The sequence below is a fragment of the Paraferrimonas sp. SM1919 genome (assembly GCF_010993985.1).
Classification (GTDB): Bacteria; Pseudomonadota; Gammaproteobacteria; order Enterobacterales; family Shewanellaceae; genus SM1919.
This window is the reverse complement of sequence record NZ_WINH01000028.1, coordinates 1-21,731: the sequence shown is the minus strand read 5'-3', so window position 1 is coordinate 21,731 and position 21,731 is coordinate 1. Positions and strand designations below refer to the sequence as shown.

Annotated in this window: 26 protein-coding genes; 18 read left to right on the top strand and 8 right to left on the bottom strand. The window is 42.1% G+C overall.

Annotated features, from left to right (window positions below):
• Window positions 1–60 precede the first annotated feature (60 nt).
• The 5 genes from GFB48_RS15180 to GFB48_RS15160 all read left to right on the top strand — a co-directional run bounded on the left by GFB48_RS15180 (window position 61) and on the right by GFB48_RS15160 (window position 5,268).
• Window positions 61–690, top strand: coding sequence for an MBL fold metallo-hydrolase (locus tag GFB48_RS15180; RefSeq protein ID WP_163937663.1), 630 nt, complete (start codon window positions 61–63; stop codon window positions 688–690).
• A 116-nt stretch (window positions 691–806) separates the two neighbouring features.
• The gene (locus GFB48_RS15175) at window positions 807–1,502 is read left to right on the top strand and encodes a TetR/AcrR family transcriptional regulator (protein WP_163937661.1); all 696 of its coding nucleotides are present in this window, start codon (window positions 807–809) and stop codon (window positions 1,500–1,502) included.
• Window positions 1,503–1,517: 15 nt separating this feature from the next.
• A complete protein-coding gene (locus GFB48_RS15170; RefSeq protein ID WP_163937658.1) occupies window positions 1,518–2,807 on the top strand; it encodes an NCS2 family permease in 1,290 nt (429 codons plus the stop codon).
• A gap of 92 nt (window positions 2,808–2,899) precedes the next feature.
• Entirely contained in the window at window positions 2,900–4,024 is a 1,125-nt protein-coding gene (gene proB / locus GFB48_RS15165) for a glutamate 5-kinase (protein ID WP_163937735.1), read from the top strand.
• Window positions 4,021–5,268, top strand: a complete 1,248-nt coding sequence (locus GFB48_RS15160; RefSeq protein WP_163937656.1) for a glutamate-5-semialdehyde dehydrogenase — start codon at window positions 4,021–4,023, stop codon at window positions 5,266–5,268. The genes proB and GFB48_RS15160 overlap by 4 nt, the downstream gene beginning before the upstream one ends.
• 90 nt (window positions 5,269–5,358) lie before the next feature.
• Here the strand turns inward: GFB48_RS15160 and GFB48_RS15155 are convergent, their stop codons facing one another.
• Genes GFB48_RS15155 through GFB48_RS15125 form a run of 7 tightly spaced genes read right to left on the bottom strand, consistent with a single transcriptional unit; the run spans window position 5,359 to window position 10,645 of the window.
• Window positions 5,359–5,916 carry a DUF3833 domain-containing protein gene (locus GFB48_RS15155; protein WP_163937653.1) on the bottom strand — a complete coding sequence of 186 codons (558 nt, stop codon included), beginning with the start codon at window positions 5,914–5,916 and terminating at the stop codon, window positions 5,359–5,361.
• Between the two features lies 1 nt (window position 5,917).
• Window positions 5,918–6,415 (bottom strand): hypothetical protein, encoded by a 498-nt coding sequence (locus GFB48_RS15150; protein WP_163937650.1) that lies wholly within the window; start codon window positions 6,413–6,415, stop codon window positions 5,918–5,920.
• A 39-nt stretch (window positions 6,416–6,454) separates the two neighbouring features.
• A complete protein-coding gene (locus tag GFB48_RS15145; RefSeq protein WP_163937647.1) occupies window positions 6,455–6,967 on the bottom strand; it encodes a DUF2878 domain-containing protein in 513 nt (170 codons plus the stop codon).
• 7 nt (window positions 6,968–6,974) lie between these two features.
• Window positions 6,975–8,204, bottom strand: coding sequence for a cyclopropane-fatty-acyl-phospholipid synthase family protein (locus GFB48_RS15140; RefSeq protein WP_163937644.1), 1,230 nt, complete (start codon window positions 8,202–8,204; stop codon window positions 6,975–6,977).
• Between the two features lie 9 nt (window positions 8,205–8,213).
• Complete coding sequence (locus GFB48_RS15135; RefSeq protein WP_163937641.1) at window positions 8,214–8,948, bottom strand: DUF1365 domain-containing protein; 735 nt, start codon at window positions 8,946–8,948, stop codon at window positions 8,214–8,216.
• Entirely contained in the window at window positions 8,945–10,198 is a 1,254-nt protein-coding gene (locus GFB48_RS15130; protein ID WP_163937638.1) for an NAD(P)/FAD-dependent oxidoreductase, read from the bottom strand. Before GFB48_RS15130 ends, GFB48_RS15135 begins: the two co-directional genes overlap by 4 nt.
• Before the next feature lie 9 nt (window positions 10,199–10,207).
• Window positions 10,208–10,645 (bottom strand): nuclear transport factor 2 family protein, encoded by a 438-nt coding sequence (locus GFB48_RS15125; RefSeq protein WP_163937635.1) that lies wholly within the window; start codon window positions 10,643–10,645, stop codon window positions 10,208–10,210.
• Window positions 10,646–10,771: 126 nt separating this feature from the next.
• On the opposite strand from GFB48_RS15125, the gene GFB48_RS15120 reads away from it, so the two are divergent.
• From GFB48_RS15120 to GFB48_RS15110, 3 genes are read left to right on the top strand one after another with little or no spacing between them, the layout of a single operon-like run.
• Window positions 10,772–11,359, top strand: coding sequence for an LON peptidase substrate-binding domain-containing protein (locus GFB48_RS15120; RefSeq protein ID WP_163937632.1), 588 nt, complete (start codon window positions 10,772–10,774; stop codon window positions 11,357–11,359).
• A 30-nt stretch (window positions 11,360–11,389) separates the two neighbouring features.
• Window positions 11,390–12,028, top strand: a complete 639-nt coding sequence (locus GFB48_RS15115; protein ID WP_163937629.1) for a sigma-70 family RNA polymerase sigma factor — start codon at window positions 11,390–11,392, stop codon at window positions 12,026–12,028.
• A complete protein-coding gene (locus tag GFB48_RS15110) occupies window positions 12,021–12,707 on the top strand; it encodes a ChrR family anti-sigma-E factor (protein ID WP_163937627.1) in 687 nt (228 codons plus the stop codon). The genes GFB48_RS15115 and GFB48_RS15110 overlap by 8 nt, the downstream gene beginning before the upstream one ends.
• Here GFB48_RS15110 and dusC read toward each other — a convergent pair.
• Window positions 12,704–13,657 (bottom strand): tRNA dihydrouridine(16) synthase DusC, encoded by a 954-nt coding sequence (gene dusC, locus GFB48_RS15105; protein WP_205597748.1) that lies wholly within the window; start codon window positions 13,655–13,657, stop codon window positions 12,704–12,706. The two genes, GFB48_RS15110 and dusC, sit on opposite strands and share 4 nt — an antisense overlap.
• Before the next feature lie 158 nt (window positions 13,658–13,815).
• Here dusC and GFB48_RS15100 point away from each other — a divergent pair, with 158 nt between their 5' ends.
• The 10 genes from GFB48_RS15100 to GFB48_RS15060 all read left to right on the top strand — a co-directional run bounded on the left by GFB48_RS15100 (window position 13,816) and on the right by GFB48_RS15060 (window position 21,539).
• Window positions 13,816–14,190 (top strand): hypothetical protein, encoded by a 375-nt coding sequence (locus GFB48_RS15100; RefSeq protein WP_163937625.1) that lies wholly within the window; start codon window positions 13,816–13,818, stop codon window positions 14,188–14,190.
• A 13-nt stretch (window positions 14,191–14,203) separates the two neighbouring features.
• A complete protein-coding gene (locus GFB48_RS15095; RefSeq protein ID WP_163937622.1) occupies window positions 14,204–15,040 on the top strand; it encodes a DUF692 domain-containing protein in 837 nt (278 codons plus the stop codon).
• Entirely contained in the window at window positions 15,040–15,768 is a 729-nt protein-coding gene (locus tag GFB48_RS15090) for a DUF2063 domain-containing protein (RefSeq protein WP_163937619.1), read from the top strand. Before GFB48_RS15095 ends, GFB48_RS15090 begins: the two co-directional genes overlap by 1 nt.
• Window positions 15,769–15,878: 110 nt before the next feature.
• Window positions 15,879–16,013: a hypothetical protein gene (locus GFB48_RS17780; protein ID WP_256377996.1), complete on the top strand. Its 135-nt coding sequence runs from the start codon at window positions 15,879–15,881 to the stop codon at window positions 16,011–16,013.
• A gap of 51 nt (window positions 16,014–16,064) precedes the next feature.
• The gene (locus tag GFB48_RS15085) at window positions 16,065–16,424 is read left to right on the top strand and encodes a YbaN family protein (RefSeq protein WP_163937616.1); all 360 of its coding nucleotides are present in this window, start codon (window positions 16,065–16,067) and stop codon (window positions 16,422–16,424) included.
• A 79-nt stretch (window positions 16,425–16,503) separates the two neighbouring features.
• On the top strand, window positions 16,504–17,046 hold the full coding sequence (apt, locus tag GFB48_RS15080) for an adenine phosphoribosyltransferase (protein WP_163937613.1): 543 nt from the start codon (window positions 16,504–16,506) through the stop codon (window positions 17,044–17,046).
• Between the two features lie 335 nt (window positions 17,047–17,381).
• Window positions 17,382–19,442, top strand: coding sequence for a DNA polymerase III subunit gamma/tau (gene dnaX, locus GFB48_RS15075; protein ID WP_163937610.1), 2,061 nt, complete (start codon window positions 17,382–17,384; stop codon window positions 19,440–19,442).
• A 49-nt stretch (window positions 19,443–19,491) separates the two neighbouring features.
• Entirely contained in the window at window positions 19,492–19,821 is a 330-nt protein-coding gene (locus tag GFB48_RS15070) for a YbaB/EbfC family nucleoid-associated protein (RefSeq protein ID WP_163937607.1), read from the top strand.
• 962 nt (window positions 19,822–20,783) lie between these two features.
• A complete protein-coding gene (locus GFB48_RS15065; protein ID WP_163937604.1) occupies window positions 20,784–21,080 on the top strand; it encodes a hypothetical protein in 297 nt (98 codons plus the stop codon).
• Between the two features lie 108 nt (window positions 21,081–21,188).
• Window positions 21,189–21,539, top strand: coding sequence for a hypothetical protein (locus GFB48_RS15060; protein ID WP_163937601.1), 351 nt, complete (start codon window positions 21,189–21,191; stop codon window positions 21,537–21,539).
• Window positions 21,540–21,731: the final 192 nt, after the last annotated feature.

The following is a 21,731-nucleotide window of genomic DNA, read 5'->3' as shown; positions in this document are numbered from 1 at the left end:
TAATTGAAGCTTTACAGGAGGCTTGATAATCTTTAACAAAATTAAATTGATGAAATGATTATGCAAAGAAAAATTATTCCGGTAACCCCGTTCGCACAAAATTGTTCAGTAATATGGTGTGAACAAACTTTAGCAGCAGCCGTTATTGATCCAGGTGGTGATATTCAGAAAATCATTGCGGTTATCAATCAGTACCAATTACAGGTAGACAAAATTTTGTTGACCCATGGCCATTTAGATCATGTTGGGGGAGCCCAAGAGTTGGCCGATGCTCTTGCTGTGCCGGTATTAGGCCCCCACAAAGCGGATGAATTCTGGCTAAGTATGCTCGACCAACAAGCATTGCGCTTTGGCCTAACAAATACCGGGAATTTAACCCCTAGCCGTTATCTTGAGGAGGGGGAGGTGATTGATATTGGTAATATGCAATTAGAAGTTATCTTTACCCCAGGGCACACCCCAGGTCATATTGTTTTTGTGAATAAGCAGCAAAAACATGCTTGGGTAGGTGACGTTTTGTTTAAAGGCTCAATTGGACGAACTGATTTCCCGATGTCGGTTCACCAAGATTTAATCGATTCGATCAAACTAAAACTACTTCCTTTAGGAGAAGAATACACCTTTACGCCTGGTCATGGTCCAGAGTCGAGCTTTGGTTTTGAGGCAAAAACCAATCCTTTTCTTAGCTAAGATAAAAACGAAAGCGCCGCTAGGATAGGCGCTTTTACTAAGCTCAAAAAAAAGATGTAATTTTTTTGTAAATAATGTAACACTTAATTAACTTTTTAACGGTTTTTTAGTGGACAATGACAAAACTCAAATACCTAGGTAAAGCTGCGACTCGTATTGATGGCGTAAAAAGACGTATTAGTATATTAGAAGCGACTTTGACCCTAATTGGTCATCATGGGATCAGGGGCGTTAAGCATCGTTCGGTAGCACAACAAGCTAAGGTACCTTTGTCCGCGACGACTTATTATTTCGATGATATTGATATCTTAATAAATGATGCCTTTACCTATTTTGCCGAAAAGTCTATCAATCGATTAAAAAGTCTACAAAAAAAGTGTTTTGCCCTTATTCCTAAAAATCACCTCGGAACTTTAACCGACGAGGCTCGTTGGTTATTAATTTCTCAATCAGGTCGGTATTTAGCTGACCACATTTATTCACAGATTAGCCAACCCCTTCAAGTTAAAATTGAAAATGCATTCAAAGAAGAATCAATGCGAAATCCACCTTTAGCAAGGGCATTTGATAGTTTAGGGCAGGGTGTGTTGATGGCGATCGGTGAGTTTTTTAACAGTATCGGCTCACAGCATCCCGAAGTAGATGGCCTAGCGCTATTTGCAATTGCCAATCAAATTGAATTTACTCATGCGGAACTTAATAACGAAGTTACCGCGGAAGAAATTTACTCTCAAATTGAGCCTATTTTACAGGGGATCAGTTTAAGAATATCTAAAGAGGCGAGCAGTATCGGCCATAAAACCAGCGCTTAAATTAGGGTCAAAACTATGCTTGAACGTCTGTTTCAATTAAAATCGAACAAAACCTCCCTTAAACAAGAAGCCTTTGCAGGGTTAACCACCTTTTTGACAATGGCTTACATTATTTTTGTCAACCCCCAAATGTTAGCTGATACCGGTATGGACCATGGTGCGGTATTTGTTGCAACCTGTTTAGCAGCGGCAATAGGTTGTTTTATAATGGGCTTTTATGCAAATTATCCAATCGCTCTAGCGCCCGGTATGGGGCTTAATGCGTTTTTTGCCTATACCGTTGTTGGTGAGCTTGGCTATGACTGGCAAACGGCATTGATGGCAGTGTTTTTGTCAGGGGTATGCTTCTTAATATTGTCATTATTTAAGGTTCGAGAGTGGGTCATTAATTCTATTCCTTTACCTTTAAGAATGGGCATAGGGGCAGGCATAGGGTTATTTCTAGCAGTGCTGGCTCTTAAAAATTCCCAAATAGTAGTTGCTAGCCCGGCAACTTTGGTTACGGTGGGCGACTTAACCTCATGGCCTGCGGTAATGGGGGCCTTAGGCTTTCTGTTGATTATTGGTTTTGTGTACAGAGGGATCCGTTCTGGGGTGTTATTATCGATTTTAATCGTCAGTGCTATCTCTATATTTAGCGGCGACGTTATCTATACAGGCATCGTCTCTATGCCGCCCTCTGTGGCTCCGACCTTTATGCAGTTAGATTTTTCACAAATGTTTGAAATCGGTCTGATCAGTATTGTGTTTGCTTTTTTGTTTGTCGATTTGTTTGATACCTCCGGTACGCTAGTGGCCGTCGCCCAGCGTGGTGGCTTGTTGAATCAAAACGGTGAATTACCGAGATTAAAGCAAGCCTTAGTCGCGGATTCAACCGCCACTATTGCTGGTGCTGTAATGGGCACTTCGACCACAACCAGTTATGTGGAATCGACAGCAGGTGTCAGTGCAGGTGGTCGAACTGGACTGACTGCGGTAGTCGTTGGTCTGCTGTTTTTAGTCGCGCTTTTCTTTGCGCCCATCGCTGCCATGGTTCCTTCCTATGCTACAGCTGGGGCGTTATTCTATGTTGCGGTGCTAATGCTGTCGGCTTTAGGTGAGATGAAATGGGCCGATATCACTGAGGCTGCGCCGGTGGTGGTAGTGGTATTGCTAATTCCATTTACCTTTTCAATAGCCACCGGAATAGGCTTAGGCTTTATTGCTTATGTCCTGATTAAAGGGATCACTAAAGGATATCAAGATCTCAATATTGGCGTGGTTGTTATTGCATTATTATTCTTGCTGAAGTTTATTTTTAGCTAAGCAATAATTTCTCATTTCAGCCCTGACAAAATAGCCTTGCTCAAAATTCAATTTCATTTTAGTTGATAATTCGTTATAAACATGATGGATGACTGAGTGAGGCTAAAGTGAAATCTTATCAACGAGTTGTAATTAAATTAGGTACGTCGGTATTAACCTCCGGCAGTAGCCGCCTTGATAAAGAGCATATGGCGCAAATTGCGGCTCAAATTTACGCTTTATATCAAGCTGGAATTGAGGTGGTGGTGTGTACTTCTGGTGCGATTGCAGCAGGAAGGGAATATCTTAATTTTCCTGAGCTAGAATCAACTTTAGCCAATAAGCAAATGTTAGCGGCCGTAGGACAAGGGCAGCTATTGCAGACCTGGAGTAACTTATTAGCGGATTTTGACTTAAAAATAGGTCAGTTATTACTTACCCAAGCGGATCTGCAAGATAGAGAACGCTTTCTAAATGCCAAAGATACGCTGATGACTTTACTCAGCAATGGCATTATTCCTGTGATTAATGAAAATGATGCGGTTGCGACCGCTGAAATTAAAGTGGGTGATAATGATAATTTATCAGCCAGAGTCGCCATATTGGCTGAAGCCGATTTATTACTGATGCTAACCGATCAGCAAGGGCTTTTCGATAAAGATCCAAGGGCTTATAAAGATGCCCAATTAATTACTAATGTAGTTGAAATTACTGATGACATTCAAAAGCTTGCTGGAGGCTCTGGTACCTTGTTAGGTACAGGAGGAATGGCAACAAAGTTGATTGCCGCCAAACTTTGTCAGCGAGCAGGGATCCCTTCGATAGTTTGCAGTGGTTTTCAGGCGACAAACATAACCAACAATATATTATCTGCCGCGACGACAGGAACCTTGTTTGAACGTTTAGCCGATCCCTTAGAGCAAAGAAAACAATGGTTGCTAGCAACCGCCACTCATCAAAATCGAATCATTATTGATAAAGGGGCGGAGCAGGCCATTGGTCAAAATGGACGTAGTTTGTTACCTAGGGGTATTGTTAAGGTTGAAGGCCGATTTAGTCGAGGTGATATGCTCCAAATATGCTCGAGTGAAGGGGTGCCCTTAGCAAAAGGGATGAGTCGTTACAGCGACCATGAATTAAGTTTAATTAAAGGTAAACACTCCAATGACATTAGCGGTGTCTTAGGCTATAGCTGTGGAGATGTCGCAATACATAGGAACGATTTGGTACTGTTATGATAAATTTAAATGAAATGGGTAAACAGGCGAAGCAGGCCAGTTTTGAAATTGCCAATCTAAGCACAGAGCATAAAAACAAATTACTTGGCCGAATAGCAGAGCTTTTGCTTGAACAACAACAGCAAGTATTAACTGCCAACAGTATTGATATTAGCAATGCCCAAGCAGCGGCAATGAATGAAGCCATGCAGGATAGACTGTTGCTCAATAGTCAACGCCTGCAAGCCATGGCATCAGATATTAAAACGGTAATCAATCTGCATGATCCCATTGGTGAAACCTTTGACTCGAAAGAGTTAGCAAATGGATTACAGTTATACCGTCAAAAAATCCCTCTTGGTGTGCTTGGTGTGATTTACGAAGCACGACCGAATGTGACCATAGATATTGCTAGTTTGGCGCTTAAAACCGGTAATGCAGTTATTTTACGAGGTGGCAAGGAAACCATAGAGTCGAATCGCGCATTGCTAAATATTATTCATCAGGCCCTTAAAGAGCAACAATTAAACCCTAACATCGTCCAACTCATCGATAGTACCGATAGGATGTTAGTGGAACAATTGCTCAAACTTGATCAATATGTCGATATGATCATTCCTCGTGGTGGACCAGGATTACAAAGATTTTGTTTACAAAATTCGACCATTCCAGTAATCACAGGTGGGGTTGGGATCTGTCACATTTATGTTGATAAACTGGTAAATATCGATAAGGCCATCAGTATTATTATCAATGCCAAAACCCAAAGACCCAGTGTTTGTAATGCCCTAGATACTCTATTAATTAATGAGCAATTATCAGAGCAAAACTGGCAAAAGTTGGTTAATGCGCTTGAGCAGCATGGGGTGAAACTTAAAGGTGACCGACACGCGACTGAAAAATTTGCTAGTATTGCCCCACTCGAAGCTGGTGAGCTGGACAAAGAATGGTTGTCGTTAACCTTGGGAATCGTTCAAGTCGCTAATATCGATGAAGCAATCAACCATATTCGTGAGCATTCTAGTGGTCACTCTGAAGCCATACTGAGTGATGATCTCGAGCAATGTAAAAAGTTTGTACAACAGGTAAATTCAGCAGCCGTGTATGTAAATGCCAGCACCCGCTTTACCGATGGCTCACAATTTGGATTAGGTGCAGAAGTTGCCGTGAGTACACAGAAGCTCCATGCACGGGGACCAATGGGATTAGAGGCATTAACCAGTTATAAATGGATTGGTGTAGGAGATTACCTTACGAGAGGCTAATTTTCAAAGCTGATTTCATATGAGGGGGAGTTTCCCCCCATAGCGGTTAAGGTTGCTCTGGACAGCCTATATGGCCGCGCTGCTGTGGTATTATTTATCGAGATGTGAAAATTTTAATGGGTATTTATAGGCATCGAGCTTTTCAAAGTACAAGGTAACATTAGCCACATTTAAACCAAACTTATTAATTGCCGCCCGGTTCAACACTCTATGTTCATCAAGCATGATCATTTGATCATCAAAGCTTACTTCATACTCACTGCCATCAACGGGGAGCCGCATTGAATATTGCCATTGAAGGACTGGCCCAGCTTGGGTGCCGATGGCATCACCAATGATATCATCAGCTTGGCCTTTGTAGCGGCCGGGCGCTGTTTTTTGAATTCGCCACTGTCGATATTGAGTTTCGCCATCATCATAAATAAAGTACTCATCTAAAACGCCATTGTCTCCTTCCCAGCGGCCTTCAATTCTAACACTGAACCTTCTGAGCATCTGATCTTTATGGTCAGTGACCACTCCGTAGGCGAGTACATCACCATTGAAATATTCTTCGATGAGAAAGTTAGGAGTTTTGGATTGGTATTCTTTGAAGTTTTGCGAACAACCTGCAAGTATAAAGAGCATTCCCAGAAGGTATTTATTCATGTTAGTTGCCTGTCAGTTTTTTTGTAAGTTTAGGATAATTTGAATTTTCTGATAACCATATAGCAAAAAAATCATTAACTTGTTGGCTATTCTCAAGTCTTGCTAGTTCAATACCTTGATGCAAAAGCAATACCTGCTGATCTTCTAGCCTAACTAAAGTCAGTTCTTCACCTTTGCGAATATTGGGGAACAATTGATTGATTTCAGTTAACCAGGATTCATCGCTTTGGTCATATAAACCAAGCTTTTGCCACTGGTTGCGGGTCTCGTCAGTGAGTACTTGACGATCGATATCCCGCCAGTAGGTCAATTTAAGTTTCAAGGGTTGCTCAAGGTTGCTATAGCGACCGTCAGGGGTCAATAATTCAGCGGTGTAAATGTCCCAAAATAGAACTTTTAATTTAGCACTGCCGACCGTTTTCCAGTCGTTATAAGTTTGCTGATGGCTGTAACTGAATGCACTAAAAATCACAATCAGAAAAACAAAAAAACTTTTCATAACAAAGACCCTTTCAAACACTTGCCTTTGATTACGCTATTATTGGGGATTTAGATCAAACTGGAACTTGTTCAAAACAACTTTACTAAACACTAATATGGCAGCCCAAAATGGCGGGATAAAGTACCACGATTCAGCGGTAATGGTGACAACATCAAATTTACTTGCAGCGACATAGGCTAAGGGCCCAAAGATAGCCCCCATGACAAACCAAGCCAGCCAATGCCATTGAAAATGATTAAGCATGTCATACAGATAGCGACTAAAACACAGCCACAACATCATTAGCCAAAATGGGAATTGGTCGTTGCTGAATTGATAACCTTGAAAAATAAATAAGCCATAATCAAATGTTACCCCGACCGAGGTTAACAGCAACACAAATGACCAAGCTTTGATGGGGATTTTTTGGGTGGTAACCCAAAATACAAAAATAATTAGACTAATGAAGAAATATTGCTCCCCAAACATAACTAAAGCAAACCACAAAACTTGGAAGATGACAGAAGATTTGACAAAGTCTTGATTGAGGGTTTGCTTTAGTTTGTTCATAGCGGGGTTAGTCTTTCGCCAAGTTTTCAGCGTTAAACTGGATCACAGAGATCTTTTTGGTGTTGAAGCCAGCTTCACAATAGCCTAAATAAAACAACCATAAGCGTTTGAACGGCATATCAAACCCATGTTCACTGATCTGTTGCCAATTGGCCAAGAAGTTGTGGCGCCATTTTGCAAGCGTGATGCCGTAGTCCAGACCGAAATCTTTGATGCCGCGCAACTGCAGATCCGTGTGCTTTGAGAGACGTTGGCTAATCATTTCAACGCTCGGTAAGAAGCCCCCTGGGAAAATGTATTTTTGAATAAAATCAACCCCATTTTGGTAGCTGCGCATGCGATTGCAGTTAATCGTGATGGCTTGTATTGACAGCTTGCCTCCAGGTTTGAGTAATGATTGACACTTTTTAAGGTAAGTATCCATATACTGTTTACCGACAGCTTCAATCATTTCAACAGACACTAGGGCATCGTATTGGCCTTCGAGTTTACGGTAGTCCTTGGTCAGTAGGGTTATTTTGTCTTCTAGACCCAGAGATTTCACCTTGGCCATGGCAAATTGGTGTTGAGCATCTGAAATGGTTGTGGTGGTCACCTTACAGCCATAGGTTTGGGCAGCATAGATTGCAAGTCCACCCCAGCCGGTGCCAATTTCAATCAAGTGACTTTGTGGGGTAAGATCGAGTGGCTCCAAGATGCTTGCCATCTTGTTGAGCTGTGATTGATGTAAGCTACAATCTGGGCCGTCAAAAATGCCACTCGAATAGCACATGCTATCATCCAAAAATTGAGTGTAGAGGTGATTACCTAAATCGTAATGGGCCAAAATGTTCGATTTAGACTGTTTTTCGTGGTTACGGTTACGCCAGTGGCTGAACTTTAGAAACGGTATGAGCAACCAGCCAAAGCGCGCTTCTAGTTTGTCTAACCACTCCAAATTGTCTGCAAATAAACTCAACAGCTCAGTTAAATTATCGGTGTGCCAGTGACCTTCGATGTAGCTTTCTCCTAGTCCAATACTGCCACCAATCAAGGCTTTAGAATAGAACTTAGGATCACTGATCGTCAGTGATGCCTGATGGCCATCATGACTACCTTTAAAATGATATTGGATATTGTTTTCGTCGATTAGGGATAACTGTCCACGGCTTAAATTAGCTAGGGCCTTTAGCAGCATTCGTTTTATTAATGAATCACTTACTTTTATGGATTTTGTAGAAATTGATTTACTTGACATGTGATGTCCTTAATTCTTGCTTTCGTTACCGTGTCGTCCTTGATGCCCCAAAAAAGGGATCCCTTTAAGCACCAGTTTTAATGCTTGCCAGTATATTTTGAACAAGGTAGAGAACATGGCTCCAACACTCAGAGTCATTACGGACAGAGTTTTGGAGAAGATCAAATTTTGTTTATTCAAATTAATGCTGGCGACAAATATCTTGTCGGGATCGTGCAGCTCTATCGATAAAGCTAACTTATCGCCTTCATTAACCATTTGCCAGTGGTAATCGCCACTGGTTTTCATAAAAGGGGAAACCTGAAAATTTTTTTCAGTCAGCATTTGATTGTCGCCCAAGGGGACAACATAATGATGACGCTCACCCCAGGGCGTGTTTGATACCTCGGCTACTAAATGGCTATGGGAATTTTCACGCCCAACCAGATAAAAGTTAACCGGGCTAAAGTACATCCCAAAATAGCTTAACTGCCCGATAAAGGTGACCGGATGGGTTTGTGCATCATCTTTAACCCCAGCCCTTGCGCGTATGTCACTGGCAAGGCTTTGATTGTCACCCAAGTATTTATCGCGATTAAACTTAATCGGACTAAAACGCTTAAACAGCCAAGGGTGAGTTTGTTTGACTTGCTCGAGCTCATCTAGCGGCAGTTGCACCATAAAATAAGGGTAACTAAACGCATGCACCTTAGGGGCAAAGCGTTTATGGAAAACCTTACCTATGGCTAACTTGGCAAGGCTCATAGGCTAATTCCAAAGCGTTTACAGACATCTAGCGCGCTTTTTACGCCGTCTTCATGGAAGCCGTTGTACCAGTATGCCCCTGCAAAGTGAGTATGGTTTTTACCGCAAATCAGTTGACGCTGCTTTTGGGTGTTGATCATGTCTTCATCCATCACTGGATGCTCATAAATAAACTCTCGCAGTACCTTATCTTTATCGACTTTGTGAGCCCCATTTAAAGTAACAAAAAAGTCTGGAGCGTCTTTAAAGCCCTGTAAGCGATTCATGTAATAGCTCACGAGGGCAGGATCCGTTGAGCGCTCGGCTTTATCTTCTAATAAAAAGTTCCAGCTGGCCCAACTTAACTTGTGCTTAGGCATCAAGCTTTCATCCTGATGCAATTGCACAACATTGCTTTGGTACTTCATTTTAGAAAGTAGCGTCTGCTCGTCTTCGGTTTTGTCAGATAACAAGGCTAATGCTTGATCACTGTGGCAAGCCAGTACCACTTCATCAAACTCTTGCGAGCCATGCTCGGTGGTCACGGTGACACCGTTTTCATGGCGAGTGATGGCCAGCACCCCGGTATTTAGATGAATGTTGTCAGCAAAAGGCGCAGTTAAATCATTAATGTAACTGCTAGAGCCGCCCTCAAGCACAAACCATTGTGGACGGTCGTTAATATTCAACAAGCCATGGTGGCTGAAAAAGTTTAAAAAGAAATCAATAGGGAACTTGGCAGCGTCTTCTAACGAGCAAGACCAAATCGCCGCTACCATAGGCAAAATATAGTGCTCACTAAAGTGCTCTGAAAAGTCATAATCATTGATTAAATCACCTAAGGTGAGCGGCTTAGCTTGGTTCGATGAATGCAGTGCCTTTGATTGATTGTTAAAACGGACAATCTCGCTAATTAACTTGTAAAACTTAGGCGAAAAAATATTCTTACGTTGGGAAAACAAGGTATTTAAATTATGGCCATTGTATTCAAGCCCAGTGAGTTCGTTACGACAACTAAAGCTCATTTCTGAGGCTTTGGGGCGAAAGCCAATTCTGTCTAACAGTTTTAAAAAGTTAGGGTAGGTGCGATCGTTAAATACAATAAAGCCGGTATCCACGCGGTGGGTTTTACCTTCAACCTCAACTGATACCGTATTAGTATGGCCGCCAATGTAGTGGTTTTTCTCAAACACTTCTACTTGGTGTTGTTCTGATAATAAATGGGCGCAGGTTAGGGCAGAAATACCGCTACCAATGATGGCTATTTTCATTCTTTTTCCTTAATTTGAACCAAGTTTATTTTTAATGAAGTGGATGATCTTGCCAAGCAGTGGTAATTTTTCGTACAGCATGGCACCTAGGTCAAAGTAGTCCCGGTGATACACGATTTTGTCGTTATACCATTTAACCTTAGAGCAGCCTTCAACAACGACCTTTCGGCCTTGGTTAAAATTGGGGTGGGTAAAGTTCAAAGTCCAGCTGATGAAACCAATATCGCCAAACGCTGCACTGTCATGAATGTCGAAGTAACACTCCGTTAAAGGGGCATAGAGCTTAACCATGTAGTCATGGAAACTGTCTAGACCGGTGATATTGTGAGCGGGGTCTATGAAGGTGAGATTTGCATCATAAACTTGGTATAGAGTATCTAAATTGTGTGGAGACAGTTGGCTGAAAACTCTGATGAAGTTTTGCATGTTACTGTGGGCAATGGTCATAACAACTCCTTGTTTCTAGTTATATTCCTTATAACGTCGTTCCACTATAAAGAGATCAAACCAATAGATCTATTTTATTTGAAGATGCGTAGCAAATAGTGATTTTATAATTTGAATGCGGATGCCATGAAACAGTTACCTATTTTTCCATTAAATGCCCATGTTTTCCCAAAAGGTAAGCTTAGCTTAAAAATCTTTGAGCCAAGATACCTGAATATGGTCAAACAGCATGTCTCTAACAGCCCAAGTTTTCTCATGGGGATGTTGTCCCAAGACAATAAGGAGATCTTAAATCTAGCTTGTGAAGTGAATGTCATCGATTTTAACCGCCTAGACGGAGGCTTGTTGGGGATCACTGTTGAGGGCACCCAGATGGTAGAAGTACACTCAAATTTTCGCAAAGATGACGGTCTAAATATTGCCAATTATTCAGACTGCAATATTTGGCCGGATAGCACTATAGAAGCCGATTTGGCAGCATTGCTTCACAACCAATATCAGCAAATAATTAACGATTACCCGCAACTGAGTAACTGGTATAAAGGTTGTGATTTCTCCAATAAATATCTATTGTTAAGGCTGTTGGAATGGATGCCTATCGCTGCAGAGCAAAAAGTTTTATTGCTGCAACAACCCAAACTTGCTTATGTGGCTAACTATTTAAACAAATTTCTGCATATAGATGATCCGTTAACACTTAACAAACGTAATTAAGGAATTGTACATGTTAACCAATGGTGGAGTATGGAAGTTTTGAGCAACGAAAATGCGATACAGCCCAACTCTAGTAACGCAGCTTTGAGTGGCAAAGAACTCGAACTCGCTCAACTACGTAATTGGATGGTCAAAGTCGCCAATGAATCATGCCAGCACTCTTTTGCCCAGCTTTTTGAGTACTTTACTCAAAAAATAACCCGCTTTGGGTTTAAACAAACGGGTGACGAAAATAAAGCCAAAGAAGTGTTGCAAGAAACCATGATGATGGTCTGGCAAAAAGCCCACTTATATAATCAAGACAAGGGTAACGTCAGCACATGGGTTTATACCATTGCGCGCAACATCTGTTTTGATATGGGAAGGAAAATGGGCCGCAGCATTTCCATGGTGGGCTCCGATGACATTTTCGAAGATTTCATGGAATACCAAGCGGGTGAGTTAGAGAACCCAGAACAAGATTTAGACAATAATTCCTTGTTGGAACAACTCAGTAAACTTCCTGAGCAGCAACAGCAAGTCATCAAACTGGTCTATCTTCAAGATATGTCCCAGGCGGCGGTTGCAGAGCATTTGAACTTACCCCTCGGCACAGTGAAAAGCCGGGTTAGGCTCGGCCTGATCAAGCTTGAGCAAATTATAAATAAAGAGAGTTTTGGTTATGAATAAAAAGCATCCAGATCCTATGTTAATTAATCAATACAGCTTAGGTAAGTTAGACGATGTACATAGCATTTTGGTGTCAGCTCATTTAGAACTATGCAGTAGCTGTAGACATCAGTATCAACATCAGCTCGAAACGGAAGCTAACAACCAATTGGGGAGTAAAAGCAAAAGCAACGGTAGCAGCGAAATCATGTTGGATAAGCAAGAAATGGACGCCATGTTAGCGACCATTATGGCTTCAGCCAAAGTGGATCCCCAGCCCAAGCCGCATCCGATCATTGATTACCGTGGTCAAGACTTTAAATTGCCCAAAGCACTCGCTCCTCTTGTAGCGAAAAAGCAAGCATGGAGTAATGCCATTGGAAAAATCTGGCGTGCTAAAGTCGCAGAACACGGCCAAGATTATCAAATCGATTTTCTCTACATCGAGCCAGGCGGTAAGGTTGCAGAGCATACCCACAAAGGCCAAGAATGGACGCTGGTTTTAGAGGGCAGTTTTAGTGATGGTATCAATGAATACAAAGCTGGGGACCTGAGTTTAATGGACGATAGTAATACCCATACCCCGGTATCAGAACAAGGTTGCTTATGTTTGTCTGTGATTAATGCACCACTGCAGTTCACTTCTGGAACCGCGCGGTTACTCAATCCATTTAGCAACCTTTTCTATAAGGCCGGTTAGTTCTCGAGTGCTTCGAAAGCCGCTTCTAGCCTCTGAACAATTTCAGGGGCTTTTTTATAAATGCGAATCTCTCTAAAAAGTTCATTTGCTTGCGGGTACTGGCTTTTTAGATACGAGAACCATTGTTTAATACGGTTGGGATAATACAGACCTTTATCTCCTTCCATCTCTAGCTCAGAATAGCGCAGCATCAATGCTACTGTTTGCGTCCAATTCATGGGCTCACTTGTATTGCGGATCACTTCCCCAAGATTAGGCAGGTTAAGCGCACCTCGCCCCAGCATTAATTTATGAGTGCCGGTGATTTGTTGACATTTAAGGGCAGAATCTCGATCGATAATGTCGCCATTAGCGGTAACAGGAATATTGACATGCTTTACAATATTGGCAATTTGCTGCCATTTCACCGTACCAGCTTTATAACCGTCAGCTTTGGTACGACCATGAACCGCCATTTCATTGGCGCCAGCTTGGTAAATGGCGTCGGCGAGTTCTAAGCAATGTTCAGCACTATCCCAACCTAAGCGCATTTTGGCACTGACAATTTTGTCCTTTGGCACGGCTTCACGAACGGACTTTACTACCTGATACATAACTTCAGGCGTCTTAAGTAACGCAGCGCCGCCATTGGAACCATTCACTAATTTGGATGGGCAACCGAAATTAATGTCAATGCCATCCGAACCGAGCTCAATAGCAGCATTAGCATTTTCAGCCATCCAACTAGGATGCTGACCTAATAATTGGACACGAACAGGGGTACCGGAGGGCGTCTTAGAACCATTTTTGAGTTCGGGGCAGAGTTTATAAAACACTCTTTCAGGCAGAAGCTGGTCGATAACACGAATAAACTCGGTAACACATAAATCGTACTGACCACTTCTGGTCAGTAAATCCCGCATGAGGTGATCAAGAACCCCCTCCATAGGGGCTAAAGTTAGGTGTAACATCTACAGCCTTATTAATGAAATAGAAAGGGATTTTAGCTTGGATACATTTACATACAAAGCAGTATGTGCATTTTCTAGAAATACAGCAAAAAATAATAGATACTATATGTTAATTATGTGAGATTATTATCACTCTATTGTTAACTTAGGAGCTAACTATGGCTAATTCTAAAACAAAAATAGCTGGTGCATTAGGCGCAGTAGTATTAAGTGCCAGTTGCTTATCAGCCCAAGCATTGGCACAAGGTGCCGACATTACTCAACTAGAGGCGGGTTACCAAACATTTGCTGCAGAAGGCAAGTGTGGCGAAGGTAAGTGCGGCGAAGGTAAGTGCGGTGGCAAAAAAGCGGACAAAGCCGATAAAGCCAAAGAGGGTAAATGTGGCGAAGGTAAGTGCGGTGAAGGCAAATGCGGTGGCAAAAAAGCCGATAAAGCCAAAGAAGGTAAGTGCGGCGAAGGCAAATGCGGTGGCAAAAAAGGCGATAAAGCTAAAGAAGGCAAATGCGGTGAGGGCAAGTGTGGCGCTGCATAATAGCTAAACGCATATGAAGTCTAAAAATGTGTTACAGGGTGCCGGTTTAGGCCTAAGAAGAGAATTTCTTGATGAATGTTTAAACCAGCCACCCAATGTCGATTTCTTTGAAGTGGCGCCTGAAAATTGGATGACACTTGGGGGTCATTTAAAGAAGCAGTTTCGTGCCCTTACCGAGCGCCATACTTTTGCTTTACATGGTTTATCGTTATCTATTGGTAGCAGTGATCCCCTTGATGTGGACTTTGTCAAAGGGATAAAACGCTTTATGGCGTTACACAATATTGACATTTACTCTGAACACCTTTCTTATTGTTCCCATAATGGCCATATGTATGACTTAATGCCATTGCCATTTACCGAAGAAGCGGTCATGCATGTGGCCAATAGAGTTAAGCAAGTACAAGATATTATTGAAAGGCCGTTGATCCTTGAAAATGTGTCTTTTTATTCAATGATGCCGAGTCAAATGACAGAGGCCGAATTTACCCTTGCGGTTTTGCAAGAATCCGGTGCGAGGCTGTTATTAGATGTGAATAATGTTTATGTTAACAGCATTAATCACCATTACGACCCCTATCAGTTTATCGATGCTATGCCGAGGGCAGCAATCCAGTTAATGCATGTTGCAGGTCATTACGATGAAGCAGAGGATCTAAAAGTGGATACCCACGGCTCTGCGGTGATAGATCCGGTTTGGCAGCTATTAAAACACGCTTATTTAAAACATGGGCTTAAGCCAACATTATTAGAGCGTGATTTTAATATTCCACCTATGCACGAACTGCAGCATGAAATTAATATGATCAAACATTTGCAGCAGCAACCGTCTTTAGCAAAGCCAGCATAATGGACTTATTCAGCACCCAACATCATTTTACTCAAGCGCTTAAAAAAGCTGCTGATACCATGCCGTTTGCAATAGAAACTCGGCGCTTAGAGATCTATCAAGAGCTCTTTTTTAATAATATTAATGGTTTTGTTGCTCAGGCTTTCCCTGTTTTAAAATCATTAGTTGACCCTAAAGTGTGGCAATCTTTAGTTCGAGAATTTTTTATTCATCACCCTTGCGCCAGTCCTTATTTTGTTAATATTAGTGAACACTTTTTAGAATACTTGCAGACCCTGGATTTACAACAGTGGCAGTTGCCTCAATACAGTCTGCATTTAGCCCATTACGAGTGGTTAGAGCTGTATTTAGACACTTTAGATTGTGAAGAACCTGAGCTGCTGACAGAGCTCAATAATGATAGCCACATGCAGTGGTACCAAGGGGCGCAACTATTACAATATCCGTGGCCAGTTCATCAAATTAGTCCTCAAAACCCAGCGCCAGAAGCACAAGATACTTTTCTGTTAGTTTATCGAGATAGTCAAGATAGAGTGCAGTTTCTGCAGCTTAGTCCTGTAGTTGCGGTAATATGTAACCAAATTGTTCAAAAAGTAGGCATAAAATACGCTGAACTATACGATATTTTACTCAGTTCATGGCCACAAACAAATCAGAGTGATTTAGTTAACTTGTTGAAAAACAATATCAATATGTTAGCTCAGCGTGGGATTATTCGCGCTGCTTAAAAAAAGCTAATAAAGTCAATGAAAATTAAGGTTTTCATTTGTCGCTTATACCACTACAATGCCTCAAATTATTCGAACTAAATCAAACTTTTTGTACTTTGAGGTTAAATATGTCTTCTGAGCAGTTTAAAGAACCATATAACATTTACTACTTCCTAGGTTTTATCCTTGCATTACTTATCCCTACCGCTCCTGCAACCCTTACGCTGTTAAAGCATGCGGGTATTCTGTCTGTAGGCTGGTAAATAAAATTTCAGCGAGTAATAATAAGGCACCTATCGGTGCTTTATTTGTTTATGTTTAAGTATTTTTATAAAAGTGTTGGCATTGTCAGCTTATTATTAGGGTTTATTGGGGCTTTTTTGCCTTTATTGCCGACCGTTCCTTTTATTTTATTAAGTGTCTATTGTTTCGCCAAAAGTGACCGCCGGATGCATGACTATTTAGTGAATCATCCTTGGTTCAAACAAAGCATTGATGATTGGCATCGGCATCGGGGGATGCGCTTAAAGGCAAAAATTAAAGCCAGCATTACCATAGTGTTCAGTTTTGCGCTCAGTATTTATTTGGTTAACTATGGAGTATTAAAAGTGATGCTGCTATTGATGGCGGTAGTATTGATCACTTTTATTGCCCGATTACCTCTTATTAGGTAAATGCTGTCGGATTTTTATTTGCAAGTCGTAATCGATGCCTATATCCTTTCGCGGTAATTTTATCTTTAGGATTTGAACAATGACTGCTAAGCAGGACTTAATCAAACAAAGCATTAAAACCATTCCAAACTACCCTAAAGAAGGGATCATGTTTAGGGATGTGACTTCATTAATGGAAGTACCAGCGGCCTATCAAGCCACTATCGAATTATTTACTGAGCGTTACAAAAACCTTGGCATTACTAAAATTGTTGGCACAGAGGCTCGCGGCTTCTTATTTGGTGCGCCATTAGCTCTAGCCCTTAATGTAGGTTTTATTCCGGTGCGCAAGCCAGGCAAATTACCTCGGCAAGTAATTGGTCAAACCTACGAGCTTGAATATGGTCATGACACCTTAGAAATTCATACCGATGCCATTAGTGATGGGGATAAGGTCTTAGTGGTTGACGATCTATTAGCCACAGGTGGCACAATTGAAGCGACAGTGGCGCTTATTCGTCAATTAGGCGGAGAAGTCGAGCACGCAGCGTTTGTGATCAACCTCCCAGATATCGGTGGTGAAAGTAAACTCAAAGGTTTAGGCCTGGATGTTTATTCCCTGTGTGAATTCGAAGGGGATTAATTCTGTGCAAATGACAGCCAAAGTCGGGTTGTCTTTGCCGTTGTCATGAAACGAGTTTGTTGGCTTTATATACAAAGCAGTGCGATGGCTTTTGGGTTATCCCTAAGCCTTAAGTAGCAATGCAGTGAAATGGCTAACAAACTTTGTTCTGAGCAGGCGTTAAAAGGGTCATTTGGCCCGTCACTGCTATTTAGTTAGAATCACTATGCTTCCATTGCTTGTCCTTTAAAGCACATATAAAGTCAACATGAAAGATAAACAAAGCCTAGTATTGGGCTCTTTTTTTATCTGTGATAGCATGGGTCATTGACTAATTTGAAGGATCAGGAATATTAATGTCCTATCAGGTATTGGCCCGTAAATGGCGTCCTGCTAAATTTGAGCATGTAGTGGGGCAAGCCCACGTTTTACAAGCGCTAACTAATGCGTTAGAACAACAAAGATTGCATCATGCCTATTTGTTTACTGGTACCCGCGGGGTAGGGAAAACCACTTTAGCACGTTTGTTTGCCAAAGGCTTAAACTGTGAAACCGGGGTGACAGCCAATCCTTGTGGTCAATGCGGAAGCTGCCAAGAAATCGCAGAAGGCCGATTCATCGACTTGATAGAAGTGGATGCCGCATCACGAACTAAAGTTGATGACACCCGCGAAATTCTAGAAAACGTTCAATATCGACCTACTAGGGGCCGCTATAAGGTCTATTTAATTGACGAAGTTCATATGCTGTCTAAAAGTAGTTTTAACGCTTTGTTAAAAACCTTAGAAGAGCCACCTGAGCACGTTAAATTTTTATTAGCGACGACCGATCCGCAAAAACTACCAATTACCGTGTTGTCACGCTGTTTGCAATTTACCTTGCAAAGCCTCACTGAAGAACAAATCAGCCAACAAATTGCCACCATTTGTCAGCAAGAACAAACCCATTACGACGACCAAGCACTGCAGCTGATCGCCAAAGCAGCCAATGGCAGTATGCGAGATGGTTTAAGCTTGACCGATCAAGCCTTAGCACACGGTGCAGGCCAATTAACATTGGAACAAGTGCGGTTGATGCTAGGCGTACTAGATGATAAATATGTGGAAGCCATGCTCAGTCATGTGGTCAATGGTGAGATCGCTCAAATTCAGCAGCTGGTTGAGCATGTTTTAAGCATTGGTACCAGTGCTGATCAAGTGTTAGTGAATCTTTTAGAGTGCCTGCATGAAGCCAGTTTGGTGCAATTTGTGGCCGAAGCCATACACCTAAGCAGCCAACCTAAGACAGTACAAGCCATAGCCAGCCAATTATCACCAGAACAAATTCAGCTGTACTACCAAATTTTATTAGAAGGCCGCAAAGAACTGGCGTATGCGCCAAGTCCGAACAGTGGCTTGTTGATGACACTGATCCGTGCTGCTGCCTTTGTGCCACAAAAGCCGGTTAATGTGCAAGTAACTGAACGTCAAAGTATTGATTTAGCCGCAGCGGCGGTTGTCTCAGCACAGCCTCAAGCGGCATCGCTTGAGGCTAGCCCTGAGACTGCCACTTTGACGCAAGCGCCTAAGACTGAAGCCCCTTTTGCAGAGCAAGCACAAAGCCAGCAAGCTTTAATGCCTGTAGAACCACAATCTCAGCCTGAAATAGATGGGCAAGCCGTTGTTGAACAACCGCTCCTGCAACAGGCTGAATCGGCTCAAACCACTACAGTGGCGGCCACTGAGCCAGTTCAAGCGCAAACATCGCCTCAAATAGCGCCAGAGCAACAGCCAGCAGCCACCGAGGAGGACATCCTCGATCCACTGCTAATGGCAGCCATTGCTAATGCAGAACAGCTCAAACAAGATACTAAAGGTGAGGACGACGCCGTAAAAAAGCCTAAACAGGGGGCTGAGCAGGTGCAACAGTCGCCTGTAAATAAGGAATCGTCATTACCGCAACAGTCACCACAACAAGTGCCAGCGGCACATCAAAGTGCGATTGCTCCAGTAAGCACAGTAGTCACTGGTGATAGTCGTGACCTAGGTTGGTACAAACGCATGGGGAGTCTGTCAATTGGTGGTCGAGTAAGACAACTGGCGATTAATTCAATTGCTGATGAACAAGGTGATGTGTTAACCCTAAGATTGAAAAATACTCAGGGGCATTTAAATAACAAGAAAAGCCAACAAGCTTTGCAAGACGCCTTGAATCAAGGTATGGCCAAGCCTATCTCCTTAGAGGTAATCGTTGAAGATGTTCCAGAGCGAGAAACGCCACTCGAGGTCAGACACAGGTTTAAAGCCGAGCTTACCGAAGACGCGAAGCAAAATTTACTGCAAGATCCTAATGTAAATTGGTTAATGCAGCGCTTTAATGCGCAAATAGACGATGATACGGTACAATTTCCCCAAGAGTTGATTGATAATCGTATATAAATAAGTAATATGGCAGCTATAAATTTGCCTAAATCGAAGAGATAGTAACATGTTTGGAAAAGGCGGCATGGGCCAGCTAATGAAGCAAGCCCAACAAATGCAAGAAAAAATGCAAAAAGCTCAAGAAGAAATTCAAAAGCTTGAAGTCACCGGCGAAGCAGGTGCAGGCATGGTGAAAATCACCATGAACGGCAGCCACAACGTTCGTCGCGTTGAAATTGACGAGTCACTAATGGAAGACGACAAAGACATGCTAGAAGATTTAATTGCAGCAGCAATTAATGATGCGGCCCGTCGTGTAGAAGAGACTCAGAAAGAGAAGATGGCGGCAGTGACAGGCGGGATGCAGATGCCACCGGGTATGAAAATGCCTTTCTAATCTTTCACAGATTGTTGAAACCGAGCTTGTTATAGCTCGGTTTTTTTATGCCTGTTATTTTTAGTCGCTCAGTTTCAACTATCGTGATAATCAATTCGCAGATGGTTTTGTAATATTAAGCTGCGCTTGGCTGTTCAAGTTGGGAGTCAGCGATGCTGAGATTTGATTATTTTTAAGTTACGCTTGACTGTTCTAGTACATCCACGGACTTGTCGGGGTGCCGACAGCACCCAGAAGGGAAAACCAGTTTTCCCCAATATTCCAGGCATCCTGCCTTCCACCCGCCGGGCCCGCTAAAGAGGTTCAAAATTGTTCCAGACAATTTTGTGGACTCCCCTCCTGCCCCCGCAATCTGCTTCCTCTTAATTTTCAATCGTCATTACGCAGGCGGCGGATTATTCCGGACATCCTGTCCTCCACCCTTCGGGCCAGCTAAAGCTGTTAAAATTTGTTCCAGACAAATTATTCGGCGTCCTGCCTCGAACAGACCTCACTAGACATCCTGTCTATTACAGCTATTCCTCAATCAAATTCTTCGCAAAGTCAGAGGGGAGTTTGAGTAGCGGTACCTCATCAAACCCGATACATCTAAATCATTTTTGCCCTAAAATGAGTTTAAACTCAGTCCATCATTGGTTAAAAACCACTAAGTATTTATACAGGTATAACTGTTGTCCTGATTAATGGGTGACAAACAGAGCCAAAATTGGCTTTTTGAAGGCTCGATAATCTTCCAAAAATTAACTAAGTTATTGATTAACTTCAAAGTAGCCAAGGGATGTAGGGAAACCCTACATCCACGGTCTCGTTTTTGCCGAGCATGATTTTCAGTTTTTCTTATCTTGGTGAGAAATTTGTACTTTATTTCAACAGCTTAAAATGACATATTATTTGTAAGTTAAATTTTGCGCGGAAGATTATCGAGCTTCCGCTTAATAAGCTGTTATAACTTTGGGTGAGCAATGAAAGGAAAGTACTCGAAATTAATTCAAGAGTATTGTGAGCATGGAGGCGTTTATGTTCCTCCCGGGTTCAAGCGCCACTCTGCTTCTCACTTGGCGGTAATTCGACATGATTCAGGGGAGCAAAAATTAGTAGCAAAAACCTTCTTTAAGAAAGAAGATCTTAATTATTATATCTCTTCCACATTAGCGGGATTGGAGCCTGATTGTGACGGTAACCTTCCAGCAAAGGTGATTGATTTCAAAGAAAATATAGAATTTAAGGTAACAAGTAATGGTGCGTTGGTTCAGTTATAACAAGTCAAATCACTCGGACTTGTTAAAGCTGTCACTTTTTTTGTTCCAAAAAAATCGCCATCTTCACCAATCCGGTGTTTGAGGCGTTAGTAGCCTTTGGGAGCAGTCTTGAAATATTTAGTCATCAGTGAAGAGCCAAAAAATTGGTGGAGTTGGATTTTGAAACCGTCTGTATTGGATTTGATGGCTTATATCGAAAGTATTGACGGTGTTGAATTCAGCTCATTTCATTACATAATGTGGACTGATGAGCTAGAGGTCAAAGGCACTTTCTGGGAGTTGCCTTTTGAAATAGTTATGGAGCCGGGTGGTTTAATCTCACTGATATTTGAAGATAAAGTAACTTCAGAAAGCTTTAATAACATAAAGGCCCTGATAGGAAGCTACAAATATGTAGGCTATAAAAACAGCAAAGCTGCTAAAGCAAGGTTTTTGGAGTTGGCAAGGAAAGGCAACTAACAAGCGCATCAAGGCGCTCGCAGGCTCGCTGGGACATCAAAACTACGCGGCGATTAGTTTTGGTGCTTCGCCCAAGTTTAAACCAATCGCCGCTACGTTTTACTGCCCCTTATGCGGGCGTTGGTATGACTCCCCTTGTCAATAAAAAGATCTCTTTCTTCTCCAACACTAATTAGATTTCAGCCTCTATTA